This is a genomic window from bacterium 336/3, from assembly GCA_001281695.1.
GTDB lineage: Bacteria > Bacteroidota > Bacteroidia > Cytophagales > Thermonemataceae > Raineya.
Map to the genome: position 1 here is coordinate 3,315,209 of LJIE01000001.1, position 20,145 is coordinate 3,335,353.

The following is a 20,145-nucleotide window of genomic DNA, read 5'->3' on the forward strand; positions in this document are numbered from 1 at the left end:
CTCAAATGATTTTATACTAAATTTTTTATTTTATGAACAAGTCACATAAATTTATATTTGTAGGTATATGTTGGCTGTTTTTAGGTGTATGTCAAGCTCAAAGTTTACATGGCACACTCAAAGATACTCAACGTCAGCCTATTATAGGAGCTAATATTTTTTGGCTCAAGACTTCTGTAGGTGCTGTAAGTTCCGAAACAGGAGAATTTTCTATCTCTAAAACTTTAGAATCTACTCAATTAGTCGTTTCTGCTGTGGGTTTTATTTCTGATACGCTTGTTGTTGCAGAAAATCAACATCATATTGAAATTACACTAAAATCAGAAAACAACTCTATCCAAGCCGTTGAAGTACAAGCCAATAGTTCTTTTAAAGACAAAGAAAATGCTATGCTCAACGAATTTATTTCAAGAAAAGAGCTTACCAAAGCTGCTTGTTGTAACCTTTCGGAAAGTTTTGAAACAAATGCTTCAGTAGATGTCAGTTATCAGGATGCTGTAACAGGCTCAAAACAAATAAAAATGTTGGGTTTGGATGGTTCGTATGTACTGATTAATGCCGAAAATATGCCTTTTATACGTGGGCTTGCAAGTACGTATGGACTTAATTTTATACCTGGTACTTGGATTCAGTCTATTGACCTTGTGAAAGGAGCTGGTAGTGTTGTCAATGGCTATGAGTCTATGTCAGGGCAAATTAATGTGGAACTGATGAAACCTGATGCTGAAGAAAAATTACTCTTAAATGCTTATCTCAATCATTTCGGAAGAATTGAAGGCAATGCTGTTGCCAGAGCAAAAATTAATGACAAATGGAGTACCAATGTACTTGCTCATGCCAGTACACTTCAAAACAAAGTAGATTTAAACAATGATAGATTTGTAGATTTGCCTTTATACACCCAATACAATGTGATGAATCGCTGGAAACGTAGCTCTGAAAAAATGATGAATCAGTTTGGAGTAAAATTTTTGAGTGATGTTCGCAGAGCTGGGCAAAATAGTTTTTTTGAGGCTAATCCATCTCCTTTGGCTTATGGAACAGAAATGAATACACAAAGAATAGAAGCATTTGCCAAAAATGCCATCTTATATCCTAAAAAGCCTTATCAAGGCGTTGGTCTTGTGAGTTCGTTGTTGTTGCATACCCAAAAGGGCTTTTTAGGAAATAATGTTTACAATGGTACTCAAAAAACATTGTATAATAATCTCATTTTTCAAAGTATTTTGGGAAACACAAATCATAGCTACAAGCTGGGTGTCAGTCATTTATTAGACAGCTATGATGAGTCTTTTGCTGATTCTACATTCAGAAGAAATGAAAATGTATTGGGTGCATTTGTAGAATATACTTACACTCATGCAAAAAAATTCACTTTGGTAGCTGGAAATCGTATTGACAAGCATAATTTATTTGGCTGGCAATATACCCCTCGTTTACATCTTAAATATGATGTGAATGAAAATACACTTTTAAGACTTTCAGCAGGCAGAGGTTTTAGAGTACCTAACCCCATTGCAGAAAACTTTGGATTTTTGGTCAATAACAGAAGAATCATTGGTGAGGCTTTACGCCCTGAGGTATCTTGGAATTTTGGGGCAAGTTTGCAAAAAGAGTTTCAATTATTAGCTCGTAAAGCTTCTTTGGTGGTAGATTTTTTTCATACCAATTTTACAAACCAGATGGTGGTAGATATGGATAGAAATGCCACAGAAATCTATTTTACAAACTTAAATGGGAAATCTTTTGCCAATAGTTTTCAAACAGAATTGAGTTATAGCCCCATTGCTGGCTTAGAAACAAAAGTAGCTTATAAAATCTACGATGTACAAAGCACATTGGCAGGCAGACTCCAAGAACGCCCTTTCATTAGCAGAAATCGTTTCTTTATAAATGCTTCTTATACTACTCGTAGAAGTGGATTACAATTTGATGCTACAATAAAATGGAATGGAAAGCAACGTTTACCACTTTCACACAATCCATTAGAAGCTCAAATTACTCGTTTTTCTCCTTCTTTTGCCACACTCAATGCTCAGGTAAGTAAAAATATAGGCAAAAAATGGGAAGTTTATTTGGGTGGAGAGAATTTAACAAACTTCAGACAATTAAACCCCATTGAAAATGCTGATAATCCACAAAACCCTCATTTTGATGCCTCTATGATTTGGGGGCCAGTTGTGGGCAGAATGATTTATAGTGGAGTCAGAGTAAAATTTAAATAGTAGTGAGATATGAGTATGGAGAAATGACTTATGAATTTTTATCTTTTTTCCTTTTTCTTTTCTCAAAAATAATCTAAAAATATTAATCAAGTTTTCAATTCTATACCCCTTTTAAACCCTAAAAAAATGAAAAAAGCTAGTTTATTTTTCGCTTTCATGTTTATGAGTTTATCTTTTGCATTTGCTCAAAAAACAATATCTGTAGAGCCTGCCGAAGTACAAATCAAAACCTCAGCAGTATGTGGCATGTGTAAATCCAAAATCGAGAAAGATTTATCGTATGAAAAAGGTGTAATAAGTTCTAATTTAGAGGTAAAAACACAAATTGTAACTGTAAAATACAATTCTAAAAAGACAAACCCAGAGAAAATTCGTAAAGCTATTGCTAAAACTGGTTATGATGCTGATGCTGTAGCTGCGAGTCCTAAAGCCTACGAAAAATTAGATGCTTGTTGCAAAAAAGACAAAGGAGTTCATTAAAAAACAAGAAAGGCGATTATTTAATCGCCTTTCTTGTTTTACTGCCCTTTCGTTCCTTTGAGCGAAATGCCTCTATCTCCTGCCCATTGTTGCATATTTTGTTTGCTGATGGCAGCAGCCATCATTTCAGGGAACATATCTGGAGTACAGGCGAATACAGGAACACCTAATTTTGATAAAAATTGAGCGTTGGCATGCTCATAATAAGGAGCTCCACTATCATCTAAAGCAAGTAAACAGATTAATTGTACCCCTGAACTCACAATTTCTTCCATTCTTTTTCTCATTTGCCCCTGATTTCCACCTTCATAAAGGTCAGTAATCAAAAGCATGATGGTATCGTCTGATTTCCCTATGATTTCCTGACAATAGCCTAAAGCTTTGTTAATATCTGTTCCTCCTCCCAATTGTACACCAAAAAGCAAATCAACAGGATCTTTTAAATCTTCTGTCAAATCTACAACAGCAGTATCAAATACTACCATTTTTGTAGTAACAGCAGGAATAGAAGCCATCACAGCTCCAAAAATACCCGAATACACTACTGATTGCCCCATTGAACCACTTTGGTCAAGACAAAGTACAATATCTTTCAGCGAACGTTTGGTTTTTCTCCCATAGCCAATTCGTACTTCAGGGATAATTGTTTTGTATTCGTGTTGGTAGTGTTTTAAGTTTTTACGAATCGTTGTATTCCAATCTATTTCGTTGTAACGAGGTCTTCTGTTTTTGGTAGCTCTATTGATAGCTCCTCTGATGGCTTGTGTGGTTGTATGTGAAAGTTTTTCGAGCAATTCTTCCACTACTTTTTGTACTACTCTACGAGCTGTATCTTTGGTTTTGGAAGGAATCAGTTTGCCCAATTCCATTAAATTGGCTACCAAATGCACATCTGGGGTTGCCTGTTCTAAAATTTCAGGCTCAAAAAGCATTTTTTCTTTGAGTCCATCCATTTGCATGGCATCATTTTGCATCACTTGCACCACCGATTGTGGAAAATACTTGCGAATATCGCCAAGCCAACGAGCTACATTGGGATTTGATGACTCCGAGCCACCTTTTTTGCTTTTGGTATCACCATAATTGAACTTTCCTTTTCTTTCAAACTCATATAAAGCACCCAAAGCTGCATCCATTTCAGCCATTTCTCCCGAAAGATTGCAACCTGTACCTTCTGCATCATCCCCACCCAAAATCAAACGCCAACGCTCTAATATGTTGTTTTCCATAATATATTTTTTATTGTTATTTATGTTTTTGAAAAAAGAGTAAAGAAAAAAGACTTTAGATATTTCTTTTTTCCTTTATCTTATCTCTTTTCTCAAAAGCAGTTTTGAGTGAAAATATTTGACAAGCTTACAGTTCTAAATCTACTTTTTTTATCTAAAAATCCAAAATTTATTTGGGCTTACTCACAATAAAATCTACAATTTTCTGAGAAATTTCTTTTTTGATAGCTTCTGGAGCTACATCTCTGAAATAATCGTGTTTTGAGTTTGGAAATGTATGAATCTGAATTCCAAATTGTTTTTGTTCTTCAGAATTGGGCAGAACGCCTTTATCTGCTTCAAACTCATCCGCCCTCAACGAAAGGATTGAAGGCTTAGAAACTCTTGGAATTATCATTCTTCTGTGGTCTAAAGTAATAGCTTTGGCTACTCTTTGTGGGTAAAGTGTAGAAAAAAGCATAGTAATATCGCCACCATTGGAGTGTCCAATCAGAATTAAATTGTTGTTGTCTATATTTTTATAGGTTTTTTTCATGGAGTTTACTACCCACTCTACATTTTTTACACCTCTCTCCCAAACAGGCTTTCTATTTTCGGGACTGGGCATTTCTTCATCTTTGGGCTGTTCGTGTTGAATACACACCACCACATAACCCAAATTGATAAGTCTTTTGGCGATGTAAGAATATTCTGTATTGCTTGAACCATAACCATTATTAATGATTACAAGTTGCTTTCTAAGATTTACTTGTGGATTTGTGTAGATTTCAACAGGTATTTTACGATTTCTTACTGTATCTACAAAAACCATGCTTTCTGCTTGCATGTAAGATGTTTTTCTTGGAAGACAATTGGATAACAACAAACTGAAAACGAGTAAATACAGTATTTTTTTCATATCAAAAAATAAAAGAGATAGCATGTATTTGCTACCTCTTTTCAAAAATATGAATTTCTTTAAAACTATTCTAGATTCTTGATTACATTTTGAGTAAATTCTTTCGTACCAGCTTTTCCGCCTAAATCGCCTGTACAAAGCTCTTTTACAGCAAGTGTTTTGTCTATGGCATTATCAATGCGTTTGGCTACTTCTTTTTGTCCCATGTACTCCAGCATCAAGATTGCAGAACGCAACACAGCCGTAGGGTTAGCAATGCCTTTTCCTGCGATATCGGGAGCTGTACCATGTACTGCTTCAAAAATAGCTACGCTATCGCCAATATTTGCACCAGCCACTACACCCAAACCACCTACCAAACCAGCACACAAATCAGAAAGAATGTCTCCAAAAAGATTTGAAGTAACCAGTACATCAAACTGTTCGGGCTTGGTAACAAGTTGCATACACATATTGTCTATGATTTTATCGTTCCAACTTACATCTGGATAGTCTTTTGCTGCTATTTGGGCAGCTTCAAGCATCATTCCACCAGATTTCTTCAAGATATTTGCTTTATGAACAACTGTTACACGCTTACGCTGATGTGTTTTAGCATACTCAAAGGCAGCTTTCACAATACGCAAACAACCTTTCATTGAAATACGGCTTACAGAGTCCACAATTTGAAGGCGTTCGTCATATAAAAACAATCCAGAATACAAACCTTCTGTATTTTCTCTGAAAAGCACCAAATCTACATCGTTGAAACGAGTATTGATACCTACCGTATTTTTACAAGGACGAACATTTTGGTACAAATCAAAAATTTGTCTCAGTGTTACATTAACGCTTTTAAAGCCTCCACCCACAGGTGTTTCTACGGGTCCTTTTAAAGCTATTTTATTGCGTTCAATAGAATCCAAAAGGCTTTTAGGCAATAATTCTCCATGTTTGTCCAAAGCTGATTTTCCAGCTAATTGTTCTTCCCATTCAATAGGAGCATTCGCTGCTTTAAAAATCTCTTTTACAGATTCTATAATTTCTAAGCCTATGCCATCGCCAGGGATAAGGGTTACTACTGCCATAATGTTATTTGGTTTTATTGATTTGTTCCATTAAACTTTCTACATCTTTCAGCAGATTTTCAGCTTTATTTTTAGCTTCTGTTACAACTTGTTCGCCTTTTGTTTTTGCAAGGCTGATATGTTCTTCTTTTCCATCTTTTAATTTCTTGATAAACTCTAAAAGTTGCTCTTTCGTTTTTTTGAGTTTATAAGTCAGCTTTTTGCGTGTTACTTTTCCTTCGTCTGGGGCATATAATATTCCTAATACAGCTCCTACACTCGCCCCAATAAGCAAGCCAAGTAGGAAATGGTCTTTTTTGGGTTTTTCTTCTTGCATAATTTTGAGTAGTTTGTCTGACACTTTTATCAATGTCTAAATTTATAATAACTTATTTATTATCCAAAAGCCCTCTACCACTTTTTTTGATGATGCCATTGGCTTTAAGCTCTTCAGAAATAGCATTGAGAAGTCCGTTGATAAAGTTTTTACTTTTGGGTGTACTATAATTTTTGGCAAGCTCTATATATTCATTGATACTCACTTTGATTGGAATACTTGAACAATGAATCATTTCGGCAATTGCCATTTGTATCAAAATTTTATCAATCAATACAAAACGCTCTGTTTTCCAATTTTGAGCTTTTTCGCTTAAAAGTTCTTCGTAGTTTTTGGCTTCTTTGAGTGTGTTATGGTATAACTGCTCAAAAAACTCTTTATCAGCAAGCCAATCTTGCGAAATTTCCAACAATTCAAAACCTTCAGGGCTATCTTTGGCTTTTTTCAAAGACTTTAAAATCATACTCTTGAGAATTTCCCTGTTTTCAGTCCAGTTTAGGTCTTTTTTCTCAAAAAATGCTTGTAAATCTTCTTGTTCCTCTACATTATCTTCTTCCGATTTCTTAAATAAAAACTCTCTGAAAATGAAATCTATAATTTCCCAGTCTTGTTCAAGAGTAGCCTGCCCCAAATTGATATATTCCTGATATTTTTCATCTTTTTTGAGAGTCTGTAAAAAAGTTAATATCAAGTCATTTTCATCTTTCCAAGAAATATTTTTACGAATCAGAGCCTCTTGAAAAGGCTTGTGGTTGGCAATTATTTTTACAATTTGGTTATCAGCGAATTTATACTCTGATACAACTTTAATATTATTGGGATTTGCACTTTTTTTACCCCTTTGTCCCTCAATAGTTTGAGCTAATTCTATTCCAAACAACAAAATATAAAGATAATTGTCATACAAGAGTTCCACCTCACTAGTCATCTCTCTGAAATAAAAATCGTAATCTTTTTCCAGCGTTTTGTAGTAATATTCTATAGCTTTTACTACACTATGATTAATTTTGGGTGTAGCTTTGGGATGTGGTTCCACTTTTTTGGAGGCATAGCTTTGTTCAAAAATAGTCAGAGCCAATGAAGAATCTCGTTTGAGTTGGCTACGGTCTTGTTTTTCCATAGCATTCAGGTCTGGCTCAAAAGCCTGCCTGATGAGGTCTTGGGCGAGTTCGAAGTCTGAGTTTTGGGCTTGATGATAGGCATAAATAGCCTGCATCGCCTTGATGCGTAATAACCTACGATTGAGCATAATAATAGAGAAAGGTGCAAACGTTTTTTACACCACAATTTTTCGCACAAAGCTAAGGTTTTTTTGTGCTTTTTCAAAAAAACAAAATTAAAAATGAATAGCTTTGATAATTATAAGTGATGAATTATAAGTTATAAATAGTTTCAAAATCCTTATTAACAAATATTTACAAAAAACATTTTCTAAAACCATGTATTATCTTTGGTCTCTTATTCTTACATCTTTTTTATTACTCAACTGCTCCGAAAGTAAAAAAGAAGAAACTCCTAAAGTTACTAAAAAAGTAACTATCCAAGAGCCTGTGAAGCCTCAAACACCTGTTTGCGATTCTCTAAAAAGTTTTCAGACGATTTATGTAGCCGGCAGAGCTGTAGATATCGCTGTACCTACTGTACCCATCAAAGGCAATTTGCTTATTTTACAGGGTTTTGCATTTCCAAAAGACGATTGGTGCAAAAAATCTTCTCTTTGTAAAAAAGCTTTGGCTGAGGGTTATGTACTCATTATGCCCGAAATGGGAAAAAGCAATTACATGAGTCATGTTTATCCTGAACTTCGAGCAGACTGGAAAAAAGAACCACAAAAAGCATGGCTCACTGACTCTGTATTTAGTGTTTTACAGAAAAAATATTGTTTGTTGCTTCCTACTCAAAAAAATTACATGATAGGACTTTCTACAGGAGCAAGAGGCGTGGCAGTTGTGGCACTGGAACACCCTACACTGTTTACAGCAGCAGCAGCCCTTTCTGGCGACTACGACCAGTCGAAAATCCCTCAAGATAAGGTACATATTGGTTATATGGGTAGTTATCAGAGATTTCCGAAGCGTTGGGCAGAAGAAGAAAATATTGTATTCCAGATTGCTAAATGGAAAACCCCAATTTATCTGGGGCATGGGAAACTCGATAACGTCTGCCCTGCCAGCCAGACCAAGCTATTTTATGATGCCCTCCAAAAACATCACCCAAACCTGAAAGTAAAACTTAGTATGCCCATAGACCATACCCACGACTACAAATATTGGGACTCAGAAGTGGATCATGTTTTGAACTTTTTTAGATAAAATAAAAGCCCCTGTATATACATATAGAGGCTTTTATGGAAATGATATATTTTAATCTCCTATTTTTGTCCAAGTAGAGCTTGTTCCATCTAAAGAATTATAAAAATTTAGGGTAACTACTCCATTGTCTTTTTTTACAGTAACATAACTTTCTCTTGTACCTCCATTAGAATCTTTATACACCAAATATTTATTTGAATCATAGCTATTCTGCCATTTTGCAAAATACCAAATTTTGGATTGTGTGTTCTGATATTTGAACCCCTCATCTGTATCTACCACATAGAATATTCCTTTTGTAGTAGATTGCCATTTGCCTGTTACAGATATTTGGGCATGTGACTTCTGATAAGATAATAGTACAAAAACAAAACTGAGTAAAACTAATTTGGATAAATTTTTCATAAACAGTGTAATTTTTAAGTTGATAAATAAACCTATTTTACTAAATTAAAATTATTTTTTTAAAATAAAAAAACTTTCAATTTTTATTGAAAATTACAAACAAAAAGTATGCCGTTTTTTTTGAAGATTTTGGTCTTGTATAATTATAATACATAATTTCTATTTTATTATGAGTCTCAATAAAGACCTTTTAAAAACCTTAAAAACTTCTGATTTAAAAGATGTTACGAAAGATATTACAGAATCAGGAATTGACTTACTTATAAAAAATGAGATATTAAAAGAAATTCCTATTATTAAAAGTATTGTAGGTGTATTTAAGTTAGGAATAAGTATAAAGGATATGTTTTTTCTTAAAAAATTACTTCGTTTTCTAAATGAGATAAATGATACAACTTTAGAAGAAAGAGCAAACATTATTAATAAAATTGAGCAAAATCCTCAATACACCCATAATTTAGGAGAAAATTTAATCTTATTAATAGATAAATTAGATGATTTGGATAAAGCTAATATAATTGGAAAACTTTTTAAAAGTGTTCTTGAGCAAAGAATAGATATCATTACATTTCAACGTATTTGCCATGCTGTAAATGGAATTTTCATACATGATATATACGAATTACATAAACTTTGGAAAGGCGAAAATATAGTCCATGATATAAAAAACAATTTATTTATATATGGTTTTATGAAAAGAAAATCTTTTGGACAAGTAGCTCTTGATGGAAGCAATGAGTTTGAAATAAATAGTTTAGGTAAAATTTTAATAGAAGAATTATACAATCATTAAAATCTTTATTACACCCAAGCCAAATGTTTGCTTATTACACCTTCTTTGAGGGCATAATGTGAAACTCTTACTTTTTCGATTTGGTATTTGGTGAGTACAAAATCAAGTAAACAAGAAGCTACGACAATCATATCAGCTCGCATGGGAGTCATGCCAGGGATTGCAAGGCGTTCTTGGTGGTTTTTCTGTAAAAACTCTTGATGGATAATTTGAAATTCTTTTACCAGAAAAGCACTTTCTTTGGCGTTAAGGCTTAGTTTTTCGTGCTTTTTGATGTGGTTGATATCGTCAATGGTATCGAAAGTACCAGAGCAACCTATGAGTATTTCAGGAGGGTAATTTTGGAGAATCTCAGTGAGGGGTTGGAGAGTTTTCTCTAAATATTCATTTAAAGATTTGATTTCTTCAGAGCTCATGATTTCATATTTCATAAATCTATCAAGTAGCCTTTGAGCCCCTATTTCAAAACTTTGTTTCCAAAGCATTTTTTCTTCATTACACAAAATAAACTCAACACTTCCGCCACCAATATCCATAACCAAAGCATTGCCTTTACCTATTTTAAGTGCTGTTTTAACTCCATAATAAATGTATTCTGCTTCTTTATCTCCCGAAATAACTGTAATATCTATATCTGTTTGTTCTTTGACGTATTCGATAATCTCTTTCTGATTTTGAGCATTTCGGAGGGCACTTGTGGCAATCGTAAATAATTTATGAGATGGGATTTGGTAATGGTCTAAAACTTCTTTGAAATGCAACAAAGCTTTTAAAAGTCTAGTTTGGGCTTCTTCAGTAATATAGCCATCACTGATACCTCCTTCGCCTATTTTGGTAGCTATTTTTTCTTTATGCAAAATACGAAAAGGTGTAAAGATATTTCGTTGTTCGGGCAAAGCTACCACAAGCAGATGGGCAGTATTTGTACCAATATCTATGGCTGCTACTGCATCTGATAGGTGTTTTTTTGCACCAGTCTGTATTTTTCGATATTTGCTTAGAATGTTCATTTACAAAAATTTGTGCAAAAATAGTGCTTATTTGTCATTATCTTTCAAAATAATATTATCTTTTTGTGAATATTCTGCTAAAAACCAAATCTGTACGCACCATTTATGCATTTTGCTTATATCCTTTTAGGAAGTAATTTAGGAAACCGAGAAGCACAACTCAACATAGCCACACAAGCCATCAGTAAATTGGGGAGCATTGTAAAGCATTCATCTGTTTACGAAACAGCTGCATGGGGGCTGGAAAATCAAGCTGATTTTTTGAACCAAGTATTGGTATTAGAAACTGAACTTATGGCTTCGTTATTGCTTGAAAATCTGCTTCATATCGAAAAAGAGATGGGAAGAGAACGCCTCCAAAAATGGAGTTCACGTATCATTGATTTGGATATTTTATATTTTGATAATCAGGTGATTGATATTGAAAACTTAAAAATCCCTCATCCTTATTTACAACAAAGGCGTTTTACGCTTTTGCCACTTTGCGAGATAAGCCCTGATTTTCTGCATCCAGTCCTACAAAAAACAAATCGGGAATTGTTGGAAACATGCCCTGATACTTTGGAGGTTAGAAAACACAAAGGGTAGATTTTCATCTACCCTTTCTCAAACCAATAAGGTTTTATAATTTTATATTATCTTGGTTTTGTACCTGTAGTGTTGGTATTGGGTTTGGTTGTTGTACCACCTGTAGTATTTGTTTTTGCAGCAGGTGTAATACCCAATTTCTTTAGAACTAAGATAGAAACATCTAAAGTTGTATCTTCTGGCTCGTAAAGCAATGTCTCTTTACGCAATACATACGTAAAACCATTTTCTTTTGCTACTTCTTTCAATGTTTTCTCTAACTTTTCGTTGATAGGACTAAGCAAAGTATTTTGTTTTTTTGTTACATCAGCTTCTGCTTTTTGTTGGAACTCTTGCAGTTGTTGTTGTCCAGTCTGGATTTCTTTTTCAAGAGCCTCACGAGTAGGAGCAGCCATTTTCTCACCTTCTTTCATATAACGCTCATACTTAGCACGTATTTCAGATTCTTTTATTTGTAAATCTTTTTGAAGTTTTTCTGTATAGGCTTTTAAATCTGCTTCGGCTGCTTTGGCTTCAGGTAGCTGACCTATCACATAACTATAATCGAAATAACCAATTTTAACAGCATTTTGGGCTACACTTTCCAAAGAAAACATCACTAAAACTGCTAAAAAGATAGATTTTAAATTTTTCATTCTTGTTGTATTTAAGGTTCAAAATTAAATTATTAAATGGATGAATTAATTACCTCCTTTTTTGGGATTATCTTCTTTATCGCCCAAACCGAGTTCTTCAAGTACGTAATCGGTGTAATCGTGTGTAGGTTCAAGGTAAATAATCACAAAATCGCTTGACTTATCAAAAATTGCTTGAAGTTTTTGTTTTTTAGCTACTTTTTCTACAGCTTTATTGAGTTCTTCACGAACAGGATTGATAATTTCTTGTTTTTTTAGAAAAATCAAACCTTCATAACCAAAAGTTTTTTGTTGTAAGGCTTCAGCTTCTTTTCTTCTTTCATCTATTTTTTTTCGTCTATCACGTTTCATATCGTCTGTGAGCAGTAGCTCTTCAGCAAGATATTTCATTTCCATTTCTCTCACTTCTGTAAATTTCTTTTGGACTTCTTGCTCAGCTCTTTGCGAAAAATTATCCAATTCTTGTTGAGCCTTTTTATAAGCAGGCATTTTTTTGAGGATAAAATTGGCATCGATGAAACCATATTTTTGAGCAAATAGAGGATTGTAGGAGAAAACTCCCAACAAAACACCCAACAAAAATAATTTACGTAATTTCAAAATTTTCAAAATTTATGCAGTGAATACTATCTAATTTGCTGACCAATTGTAAATGTAAAGTTTTGGAAACCTTGTCCAGAACGCAAACCTTCAATTTGGTCGAAGCCTCTACCCCAGTCCAATCCAATCATACCAAATGCAGGCATTAGGATACGTACACCCACACCAGCAGAGCGATACACTTTAAATGGATTGAACTTATCAAACCCTAACCAGTTGTTTCCTCCTTCATAGAAACCTAGCACAAATACTGTTGCTGAAGGATTTAAACTAACAGGATAACGTAACTCTAAAACATATTTTGCAAATACTGTGCCATCTACAAATTCACGTTTTACGGGGTCTAAAGGCAATACTCTGTTATCTTCATAACCTCTGAGTCCAATCACATCACGACCAATGATAAAGTTTTGTCCAGCCAATCCACTTCCGCCCAATGCAAAACGTTCAAACGGACTAACACCCAAAGCTGCTGTATAAGCATCAATAAAGCCAAAGTGTACTCTTGAAGCCAATACAAATTTGCCAACCAATGGTGTATAAAATGCTCCATCGAACATAAACTTATAGTATTCGAGCCATTTGTAGCGTTTATCTAAAGCTAAATCTTTATAGTAATCATCACTTTTTCTATCCAATAGAGAGTAAGGAGGTGTAAGTGATAAACTCATTGAAATAGAAGAACCACTTCTTGGGAATGTTGGGTTGTCTAAACTATTACGTGAAAGGTTTGTATTGAATACCACAGCATTGGAATATCCATTACTAATACCCAAATTTCCAATAGGATAGTTTCTAAAATCGTAATATTGAAAAGAAAGTGAACTGCTTAATGTAAAGTAGTCATCAGGTACACGCAAACGCTTTCCTAAACTCACTCCAGTGTTAATCATCTGCAAACGACCTGTTTCTGCACCCGAAAAATTAAATCGTCCTACACCTTGTCTAATTTGTGACATGGTAGCATATACTGTAAAGTTATTTGGTTTTTTGCCACCCAACCAAGGCTCTGTAAATGAAATAGAGTATGTTTGGAAAGCTCTACCATTGGCTTGCCCTCTGATAGAAAGTTTCTGTCCATCTCCTACTGGTACAGGCCTCCAATTAGAAAGTTTATTTGCTTTACGAATAGAGAAGTTATTGAAAGAAACACCTAAAGTTCCTACAAATCCAAAACCAGCTCCCCAACCACCAGAAAGTTCTAACATATCTGAGGGTTTTTCTTCAAGATTGTAAACAATATCTACTGTTCCTCTTTCGGGGTGAGGCATGGGACGAGGGTCAATTTTTTCAGGGTCAAGCATACCCAATTGCCCTAAAGCTTGTTGTGTACGAATGAGGTTTCTACGACTAAATTTCTGCCCTGGGTTGGTTCTGATTTCACGTAAAATTACGTGGTCACTTGTTTTGGTGTTACCATTGATAATAATTTTGTCAATAGTTGCTTGAGGTCCTTCATAAATACGCATTTCTACGTCTATCGAATCACCTTCTACTGTTTTTTCTACTGGTACAACACGGAAAAACAAATATCCATCATCCATATACAAAGAAGTAATGTCTTCTTCTGTAAGACTAAAGGTAAGTTTTTTCTCCAATGCCTCCATATTATATACATCTCCTTTCTTGATATTCAGCACTTTAGCAAGTTGATCATCTGTATATTTAATGTTCCCTTCCCAATTGATATTTCTAAAATAATATTTTCTACCTTCATCCATTTGTACACGGATATTCATACGATTGGCAGATACTAAGTAAGCTGTATCGAAAGTGATTCTTGCATCTCTGTAACCATTTTTGGTGTACATCTGCAAAATTCTTTCTTTATCTTCTTCGTATTTTTTTACAATATATTTAGAAGAGTGGAAAATACGAAAAGGAGATTGTTCTCTAATTTTCATTTTTTTCTGAATTTTTTTCTCAGAAAAAGCTGTATTTCCTTCTGTAATGATTTCTTTTACTTTCGTTTTATGATTGGTTTTTATCTGTGCAGTAATCATGATAGCATTTTTGAGTAAGCTATCAGGTTTTTGTAAGATTTCAACGTTGGTATTGTAAAAACCTTTTTCTGCATAATGCTTTTTGATGGTTTCTTTGATGTTTTTGAGTAATACATCAGAGGCTATACGACCTTTATATTCTTTTGTTTTGTCTTCTAAACTACCTTTTTGCCCTTTCTTGATACCATTGAAGAATATTCTTGATACTTTGGGACGTTCTTCAAGGAATATATCCAAAAATACTGTTTTTCCTTCTATTTTTGTGATAGCAATATCTACATTACCAAAAAGTCCTTGTTTCCAAAGTTTTTTAATAGCATAACCTATTTCTGTACCAGGTATATGAATACGGTCGCCAGTACGTAACCCAGAGAGATTTACAACAGCATTAGCATCTAAGAATTTGATACCACTTGTGGTGATACCTCCAATGATGTACTCATCACGCTTTTCTTCGTCTTGGGCTTTTAGTATTAAACTTCCAAAGAAAAGGACAGCGTATAAGGTTATTTTTAAAAGCAATTTCATAGTAGAAAATATATAATTTTAGGTCTATTTTAATTATGTTTTATGTTTTGAAGGCTCAAAGATAAATCTTTTTTTGTATAGGAAAAATTCTTACTTTTTTACTTTTTCAGTTTTTTTACTGACTTGTTCACTGGTTTTACCAAATCGGCGTTCTCTTTTTTGGTAGTCAGCAATAGCTGCATGTAAGTGTTCTTTACGAAAATCGGGCCAAAGCGTATCAGTGATGTACATTTCGGTATAAGCCAATTGCCATAAATAAAAATTACTGATTCTGAATTCTCCACTTGTTCGTATCAAAAGTTCAGGGTCAGGGATATCAAAAGTACTTAAATATTTCTCAACAACCTGATTATCTATTTCTTGTGTGTTCAATTTGCCTGCTTCTACATCCTGAGCAATCAGCTTCATAGCATTGACTATATCCCATCGACCACTATAACTCAATGCCAATATCAGATTCATGCCTGTATTTTTAGAAGTAATTTCTATAGCTTCAGCAAGTTCTCTTTGACAAACCTCAGGCAATTGTTTGGTATCTCCAACGGTTGTTAGGCGAATATTATTTTTGTTGAGTGTTTCTGTTTCCTTTCGAATAGTACCTACAAGCAATTGCATCAGAGCATTAACTTCTTTTTTGGGTCTGCTCCAGTTTTCTGTTGAGAATGCGTACAAAGTTAAGTGTTTGATACCCAGTTCTGCACAGCCTTCTGTTGCTTCTCTTACAGCTTTTATTGCATTTTGATGCCCAAATACACGCATAGCCCCTTTCTTCTTTGCCCATCTACCATTACCATCCATAATAACGGCAATATGTTTGGGAAGGTTGGTTGTATCTAAAATTTCTTTCATAATTCTTTACAAAACCCTTTCGGGCAAATTGGGTTGCAAGTTAGCGAAAATTTGTAAATGAAAAAATGATACGCCTTTAAGAAAAAGTAAAACCTTCATGTTTATGAAGGTTTTACTTAAAATTAAGGTATCTTTTGATGCAATTAATTTCTTTTTACAAATTTATTGATGACAGATTTGACTTCAGTCTGTTCATTTTGTTTTAAAGCAAACAAATATGCAAACAAAGGCTTTTTGTCTACGATTTTTTCTAATACCAAAGTTTTATTCTCATTAAAAATAGCATCCCAAACTTCTCTTACTGTTGCCCAAAAGTCTTTTTTCTGTTGCCAATATTTTTGAGCTTCTTCACAGCGTTTACTATCTACTTTTTTATAAGTATTCCAGCCTTTTTCTTGAGCTATGAGGGTTTCTTTAGTTTCAATCTTAGAAATTTTATCATTATCCTGTTCGTGTACCCATCCATCTTGTGTGATTTCGTGTCTGTTTCGACGTTTTAAAACATTATAGTCATTTCTGGTTGTAAACTCTCTGCGTGGCAGAGGACTCATGGCTGTATTTTCCCAATAATGCCTGCCATCAGTGTGTATCCAAGTAGCTGTACCTTCGTAGCGTGGGCTATCATCTACCTGAAATACTTTTTGTGTCCACTGCCCTCTCACCTGACCTTTAGGTAGTTGTACAAATTTCCAAGTATTTTCTTTTTCATACATATAAAAATTGGTATTTTCATAGAGCCAGTCTTGTCTCCAATGTTTTACAATTTCTTTTTTTCCTACACTATCTTCTACAATTAACAAATGTTGCAAAACCAGTTTATTTTTTGAGTCTTCTACCAATTCTACCCATTCCAAACCACCAGAAACATGGCTACTATGAGGTTTATAGTTTTTATCAGGAGAGAAGGTTTCTACAAAACTGAAACGTACTTCATAACAACCACACATATTTTTTATAGCCTGAATGTCTTGTTTTTTTTTATTTTGAGCTAAGAGATTTAAAGATAAAAAGCTCAATAACAATATAAATAGCTTGTTTTTCATGTTGATAAAAGTTTTTGTTATACAATTATTTTAGAATTTTGTTGTTCCATCAGGCTGATAAGTGTATCTAAATGTATAATGCCTTGCTAAAGCTGTTGCAGAGGGTGTTGCTGGGGAATCTTTATAATAACTCAGGATTTCTATTTTGGCATATTTCCCATCTCCAGTCCTGATAACCAATATTTTACCAGCAATAGGGCTTATCCAGTTTTGTTGAGGGTTATAATTGTACCAACCATTTCCTGAACCTGTAGGAATTGCCAGTTGGGTATTGGTAACATCTGTGGCAAATTCTTGTGTAGCAGATATTTCTTTCAAGTCTTCAAATAAACCAGTATAAATGTATGCTCCTCCCTGTCCACTACGCACAGCCCCTCCGTTGATGATGATATTTGTCCCTCTAAAACCAATATCCCATTTATTTGATATACTATCTGTATTGGCAATTATTGCATTGTCTTTCAGATTGTAGAATATGTATTTGCCTGTAGCTGCTTGTGGTTGCCCAGTACCCGAATTGACTGTCGGATCGGCAGGCAAGTTACTGACCGTTTTTACCTCTAAAACTACTGGAGCAGGGTCGTTATCTTTTTTCTTACAAGCCACAAAGCCCAAAGCCATGAGCAATACTCCAAAAGTGATGTTCTTTTTCATAAAATTAAATTAGACTAATTAAAAATAAAAAATTAAAAAAATATAACTGATTTAGTTTTGTTGCTTTTCGATGTTTTCCAGAAGTTTGATAAGCTCAAGTGAGTTTTGTGCTTTTTTAAGGATTTCTTGTAAATCGTGTAATTCCTTTCCAGATACTAACAAACAAACCGTATGACTAGTAGTGGGTATCCAAAGTTCTCTTGCAAAGCTTGTTTTATCATGTTGTGGATAAAACTGCAAGATATAATCAGAAAAATTAAGATATTCCTGCATTGTAAAACAAATAGCTGCGTTTCCAAAAGCCATCTGAATATGTTTGCAAGCCTTACAATAAATAATAAAACCTTTATTGCAATGATGTAAATGAATGTTTTGACACATATAAATAGTTTATTTAGTGGTGTTTTTTTGTATTTGCCATTGTATACTTGCCCAATAAAGCCGTCCTGCCAAACTTGGTATATTCTGGATATCTTTGTAATTGAGCATGTTATCTATACCTACTTGTCCTTTCAATCTTTTTTTCCAAAAATCTTTTGAGGTAGCAAAATGAAAAGTCCAGTAATCCACTACATATTCATTGGTTTCATCTAGAATAAGGTTTCCATTTCTATCTCCCAAACCATATTTGCCTCTATAAATAGCTCTTATGTTTGCAGTAATGCCTTTTTGGGTATTTTCATAAAATATTTTAAAATTGAACATGTGTTTGCTTCTTCCAAAAAGCCCTCCATATTCATTTTTACTTATTCTTGTAGTGATGAATGTATTAGCGTCTCTTTTAAAAATTTCACCTTTCTCTATTTTATCCAAAACTTCTCTGTCTTTGGCTTCTAAAAACTGATAACCACCTGATATTTGTATGTATTGATTTAATTTGTAACTCATGTCTGTTTCCAAACCCTGAGTGAAAATGTTATTCAGGTTTCGGTAACTGAAAATACTTTGCCCAGTAGTTCTAATAGCTACTATCTGGCTTTCTATCATATTTTTAAGTTCATTTCTAAACAAATTTACATTGACAGTCCATTTGGCTGAAGGTTTTATTTTAGCTCCAATATTGTATGATGTAGAAGTTTCAGCTTTTAGCTTTCCTATTTCGGTGGGTGCAAGCAATACTTCTGCTATCTGATTTTGAGCTTGTAAATTTTGCAAGAGAGAGGGCAATTCTTCTGAACCAAATACAGAATATCCTGCCACAGTATTGGTAAAATTGAGGTATAACTGCCTGAAATCAGGAGCTTTAAAACCTCTTCCTACCGAGCCTCTTAAAGCGATGTATTTGTTGACGTCGTATTGCAGAGAAAGCTTAGGGCTTAATTGAGAACCATATACAGTATGATTATCAAATCTGCTTCCAAATGTAATATTCCATTTTTTAGTAGGCAGAAATTCGTACTGAGTATAAGCATATTGAGTCTGAAAAGATTTTTTTCCTTCATAACGAGTAGCCTCCACAGCTTCCCATGTATTGCCTAATCCAAGTGTAAGAATATGTTTTTCTGAAATAAAATACTCTGTTTGTAGCTCAGGACGTAGGAAACGTTGTTTAAAGAACGTTTTATCAAATTCTTCATTATCTGAGATATAATTCAAATTGCTTTTGGTCTCATAAACAGACTGATACAATCTAATATATGATTTCCATTTGTCTGAAATTCGCCATGTAACAGAAGGATTAAAATTAAAATCTTTGATAGAACCTTTTCCTGTTACAAAAGCAGGGTTTTGTGTATTTCCTACATCAAAATTACTATCCTGATTTTCAGAGAAGTATCTTCCAGAAATACCCAGTTTAACTTTAGGCGAAAACTCATATTGAATTTTACTTTGAAATGTGTAGTTAGAAAACGGCTCAACCGTTTTACCAAATGATTCAGGAGTAAAATCATAACCCAAAGAGCCATATCTGTTCATAAATACGCTTCCACCCCATTTTTTATTTTGAACAGAAGCATTCAAACCCAAATCGGATGTCTGGTTTGTACCATAACGGCTCGAAAAACTGATTTTTTGTTGTTTAGGGTTCTCTGTAATAATATTTATCACCCCACCCAAAGCCTCAGAGCCATACAAACTCGATGTTGCCCCTTTGATAATCTCAATCTGTTTGATATTTCCTACTGCCAATCGAGATAATTCTAAAGTTCCTGCTGTTCTGCCTATCAGGGGTTCTCCATCTATCAGAATAAGGGTGTACTCAGGAGCTAAACCCTGCATTTGAATTCCCTGTCCATGGTCATTGATGATAACAAGACCTGTTTGTTCTTGTAAAACCTGTCCCAAACGCAAAGCTCCCATCTGCTGAATCTGTTTTTGTGTAATCAGTAGTACAGGCATATTGAGAGCTGCCAGTGTTCTTTCACTTCGAGTGGCTGTTACTACAACTTCTTCTAGCTGAACACTATCTTTTTGAGCAAAAACATTGAAAGAAATAAAAATAAAATAGCTTAGTAGGTAAAAAGATTTATTATTCATAATGATTCTAAATAACTTCACAAACCTAAATT

At 34.1% G+C, this 20,145-nt stretch carries 18 protein-coding genes and 2 pseudogenes; 5 read left to right on the forward strand and 15 right to left on the reverse strand.

Going from position 1 to position 20,145, the window contains the following annotated elements; translation table 11 throughout:
- The first annotated feature begins 53 nt into the window (after window positions 1-53).
- A complete protein-coding gene (locus tag AD998_15570) occupies window positions 54-2,225 on the forward strand; it encodes a hypothetical protein (protein KOY88239.1) in 2,172 nt (723 codons plus the stop codon).
- Between the two features lie 156 nt (window positions 2,226-2,381).
- Window positions 2,382-2,705 (forward strand): hypothetical protein, encoded by a 324-nt coding sequence (locus AD998_15575; GenBank protein ID KOY88240.1) that lies wholly within the window; start codon window positions 2,382-2,384, stop codon window positions 2,703-2,705.
- 38 nt (window positions 2,706-2,743) lie between these two features.
- Here AD998_15575 and AD998_15580 read toward each other — a convergent pair whose 3' ends face one another.
- The 5 genes from AD998_15580 to AD998_15600 all read right to left on the reverse strand — a co-directional run bounded on the left by AD998_15580 (window position 2,744) and on the right by AD998_15600 (window position 7,464).
- The gene (locus AD998_15580) at window positions 2,744-3,934 is read right to left on the reverse strand and encodes a hypothetical protein (GenBank protein ID KOY87375.1); all 1,191 of its coding nucleotides are present in this window, start codon (window positions 3,932-3,934) and stop codon (window positions 2,744-2,746) included.
- A gap of 169 nt (window positions 3,935-4,103) precedes the next feature.
- Window positions 4,104-4,832 carry a hypothetical protein gene (locus AD998_15585; protein ID KOY88241.1) on the reverse strand — a complete coding sequence of 243 codons (729 nt, stop codon included), beginning with the start codon at window positions 4,830-4,832 and terminating at the stop codon, window positions 4,104-4,106.
- Window positions 4,833-4,897: 65 nt separating this feature from the next.
- The gene (locus AD998_15590) at window positions 4,898-5,899 is read right to left on the reverse strand and encodes an isocitrate dehydrogenase (protein KOY87376.1); all 1,002 of its coding nucleotides are present in this window, start codon (window positions 5,897-5,899) and stop codon (window positions 4,898-4,900) included.
- A gap of 4 nt (window positions 5,900-5,903) precedes the next feature.
- Complete coding sequence (locus AD998_15595; protein KOY87377.1) at window positions 5,904-6,215, reverse strand: gas vesicle protein; 312 nt, start codon at window positions 6,213-6,215, stop codon at window positions 5,904-5,906.
- Between the two features lie 52 nt (window positions 6,216-6,267).
- Window positions 6,268-7,464 carry a hypothetical protein gene (locus AD998_15600; GenBank protein ID KOY87378.1) on the reverse strand — a complete coding sequence of 399 codons (1,197 nt, stop codon included), beginning with the start codon at window positions 7,462-7,464 and terminating at the stop codon, window positions 6,268-6,270.
- 325 nt (window positions 7,465-7,789) lie between these two features.
- Between AD998_15600 and AD998_15605 the strand changes: the two are divergent.
- Window positions 7,790-8,527: pseudogene (locus AD998_15605) on the forward strand (hypothetical protein).
- Between the two features lie 51 nt (window positions 8,528-8,578).
- Here the strand turns inward: AD998_15605 and AD998_15610 are convergent.
- The gene (locus AD998_15610; protein ID KOY87379.1) at window positions 8,579-8,932 is read right to left on the reverse strand and encodes a hypothetical protein; all 354 of its coding nucleotides are present in this window, start codon (window positions 8,930-8,932) and stop codon (window positions 8,579-8,581) included.
- A gap of 169 nt (window positions 8,933-9,101) precedes the next feature.
- On the opposite strand from AD998_15610, the gene AD998_15615 reads away from it, so the two are divergent.
- Complete coding sequence (locus AD998_15615) at window positions 9,102-9,725, forward strand: hypothetical protein (GenBank protein ID KOY87380.1); 624 nt, start codon at window positions 9,102-9,104, stop codon at window positions 9,723-9,725.
- 8 nt (window positions 9,726-9,733) lie between these two features.
- On the opposite strand, the gene AD998_15620 is transcribed toward AD998_15615, so the two are convergent.
- Entirely contained in the window at window positions 9,734-10,708 is a 975-nt protein-coding gene (locus AD998_15620; protein ID KOY88242.1) for a hypothetical protein, read from the reverse strand.
- A gap of 132 nt (window positions 10,709-10,840) precedes the next feature.
- On the opposite strand from AD998_15620, the gene AD998_15625 reads away from it, so the two are divergent.
- Window positions 10,841-11,323 (forward strand): 2-amino-4-hydroxy-6-hydroxymethyldihydropteridine pyrophosphokinase, encoded by a 483-nt coding sequence (locus tag AD998_15625; GenBank protein ID KOY87381.1) that lies wholly within the window; start codon window positions 10,841-10,843, stop codon window positions 11,321-11,323.
- Between the two features lie 113 nt (window positions 11,324-11,436).
- Here the strand turns inward: AD998_15625 and AD998_15630 are convergent.
- From AD998_15630 to AD998_15665, 8 genes and pseudogenes are all read right to left on the reverse strand, one after another.
- Window positions 11,437-11,958, reverse strand: a pseudogene (locus tag AD998_15630) (hypothetical protein).
- A gap of 45 nt (window positions 11,959-12,003) precedes the next feature.
- Window positions 12,004-12,537, reverse strand: a complete 534-nt coding sequence (locus tag AD998_15635) for a hypothetical protein (protein KOY88243.1) — start codon at window positions 12,535-12,537, stop codon at window positions 12,004-12,006.
- Window positions 12,538-12,584: 47 nt separating this feature from the next.
- Window positions 12,585-15,035 (reverse strand): hypothetical protein, encoded by a 2,451-nt coding sequence (locus tag AD998_15640; protein KOY88244.1) that lies wholly within the window; start codon window positions 15,033-15,035, stop codon window positions 12,585-12,587.
- Window positions 15,036-15,179: 144 nt separating this feature from the next.
- On the reverse strand, window positions 15,180-15,938 hold the full coding sequence (locus AD998_15645; GenBank protein KOY87382.1) for a UDP pyrophosphate synthase: 759 nt from the start codon (window positions 15,936-15,938) through the stop codon (window positions 15,180-15,182).
- Between the two features lie 143 nt (window positions 15,939-16,081).
- Window positions 16,082-16,981 carry a hypothetical protein gene (locus tag AD998_15650; protein ID KOY87383.1) on the reverse strand — a complete coding sequence of 300 codons (900 nt, stop codon included), beginning with the start codon at window positions 16,979-16,981 and terminating at the stop codon, window positions 16,082-16,084.
- 30 nt (window positions 16,982-17,011) lie between these two features.
- A complete protein-coding gene (locus tag AD998_15655; protein KOY87384.1) occupies window positions 17,012-17,602 on the reverse strand; it encodes a hypothetical protein in 591 nt (196 codons plus the stop codon).
- An 84-nt stretch (window positions 17,603-17,686) separates the two neighbouring features.
- Window positions 17,687-17,941, reverse strand: a complete 255-nt coding sequence (locus tag AD998_15660) for a hypothetical protein (GenBank protein KOY87385.1) — start codon at window positions 17,939-17,941, stop codon at window positions 17,687-17,689.
- Window positions 17,942-18,025: 84 nt separating this feature from the next.
- Window positions 18,026-20,113, reverse strand: a complete 2,088-nt coding sequence (locus AD998_15665) for a colicin I receptor (GenBank protein KOY87386.1) — start codon at window positions 20,111-20,113, stop codon at window positions 18,026-18,028.
- Window positions 20,114-20,145: the final 32 nt, after the last annotated feature.

What these genes read in the sequence shown, in the direction of transcription:
- AD998_15625 (KOY87381.1), top strand. Translation starts at nt 10,841, where the DNA reads ATGCATTTTGCTTATATCCTTTTAGGAAGTAATTTAGGAAACCGAGAA.
- AD998_15600 (KOY87378.1), bottom strand. Translation starts at nt 7,464, where the DNA reads ATGCTCAATCGTAGGTTATTACGCATCAAGGCGATGCAGGCTATTTAT.
- AD998_15665 (KOY87386.1), bottom strand. Translation starts at nt 20,113, where the DNA reads ATGAATAATAAATCTTTTTACCTACTAAGCTATTTTATTTTTATTTCT.
- AD998_15655 (KOY87384.1), bottom strand. Translation starts at nt 17,602, where the DNA reads ATGGCTTTGGGCTTTGTGGCTTGTAAGAAAAAAGATAACGACCCTGCT.
- AD998_15650 (KOY87383.1), bottom strand. Translation starts at nt 16,981, where the DNA reads ATGAAAAACAAGCTATTTATATTGTTATTGAGCTTTTTATCTTTAAAT.
- AD998_15615 (KOY87380.1), top strand. Translation starts at nt 9,102, where the DNA reads ATGAGTCTCAATAAAGACCTTTTAAAAACCTTAAAAACTTCTGATTTA.
- AD998_15610 (KOY87379.1), bottom strand. Translation starts at nt 8,932, where the DNA reads ATGAAAAATTTATCCAAATTAGTTTTACTCAGTTTTGTTTTTGTACTA.
- AD998_15580 (KOY87375.1), bottom strand. Translation starts at nt 3,934, where the DNA reads ATGGAAAACAACATATTAGAGCGTTGGCGTTTGATTTTGGGTGGGGAT.
- AD998_15585 (KOY88241.1), bottom strand. Translation starts at nt 4,832, where the DNA reads ATGAAAAAAATACTGTATTTACTCGTTTTCAGTTTGTTGTTATCCAAT.
- AD998_15595 (KOY87377.1), bottom strand. Translation starts at nt 6,215, where the DNA reads ATGCAAGAAGAAAAACCCAAAAAAGACCATTTCCTACTTGGCTTGCTT.
- AD998_15575 (KOY88240.1), top strand. Translation starts at nt 2,382, where the DNA reads ATGTTTATGAGTTTATCTTTTGCATTTGCTCAAAAAACAATATCTGTA.
- AD998_15660 (KOY87385.1), bottom strand. Translation starts at nt 17,941, where the DNA reads ATGGCTTTTGGAAACGCAGCTATTTGTTTTACAATGCAGGAATATCTT.
- AD998_15645 (KOY87382.1), bottom strand. Translation starts at nt 15,938, where the DNA reads ATGAAAGAAATTTTAGATACAACCAACCTTCCCAAACATATTGCCGTT.
- AD998_15590 (KOY87376.1), bottom strand. Translation starts at nt 5,899, where the DNA reads ATGGCAGTAGTAACCCTTATCCCTGGCGATGGCATAGGCTTAGAAATT.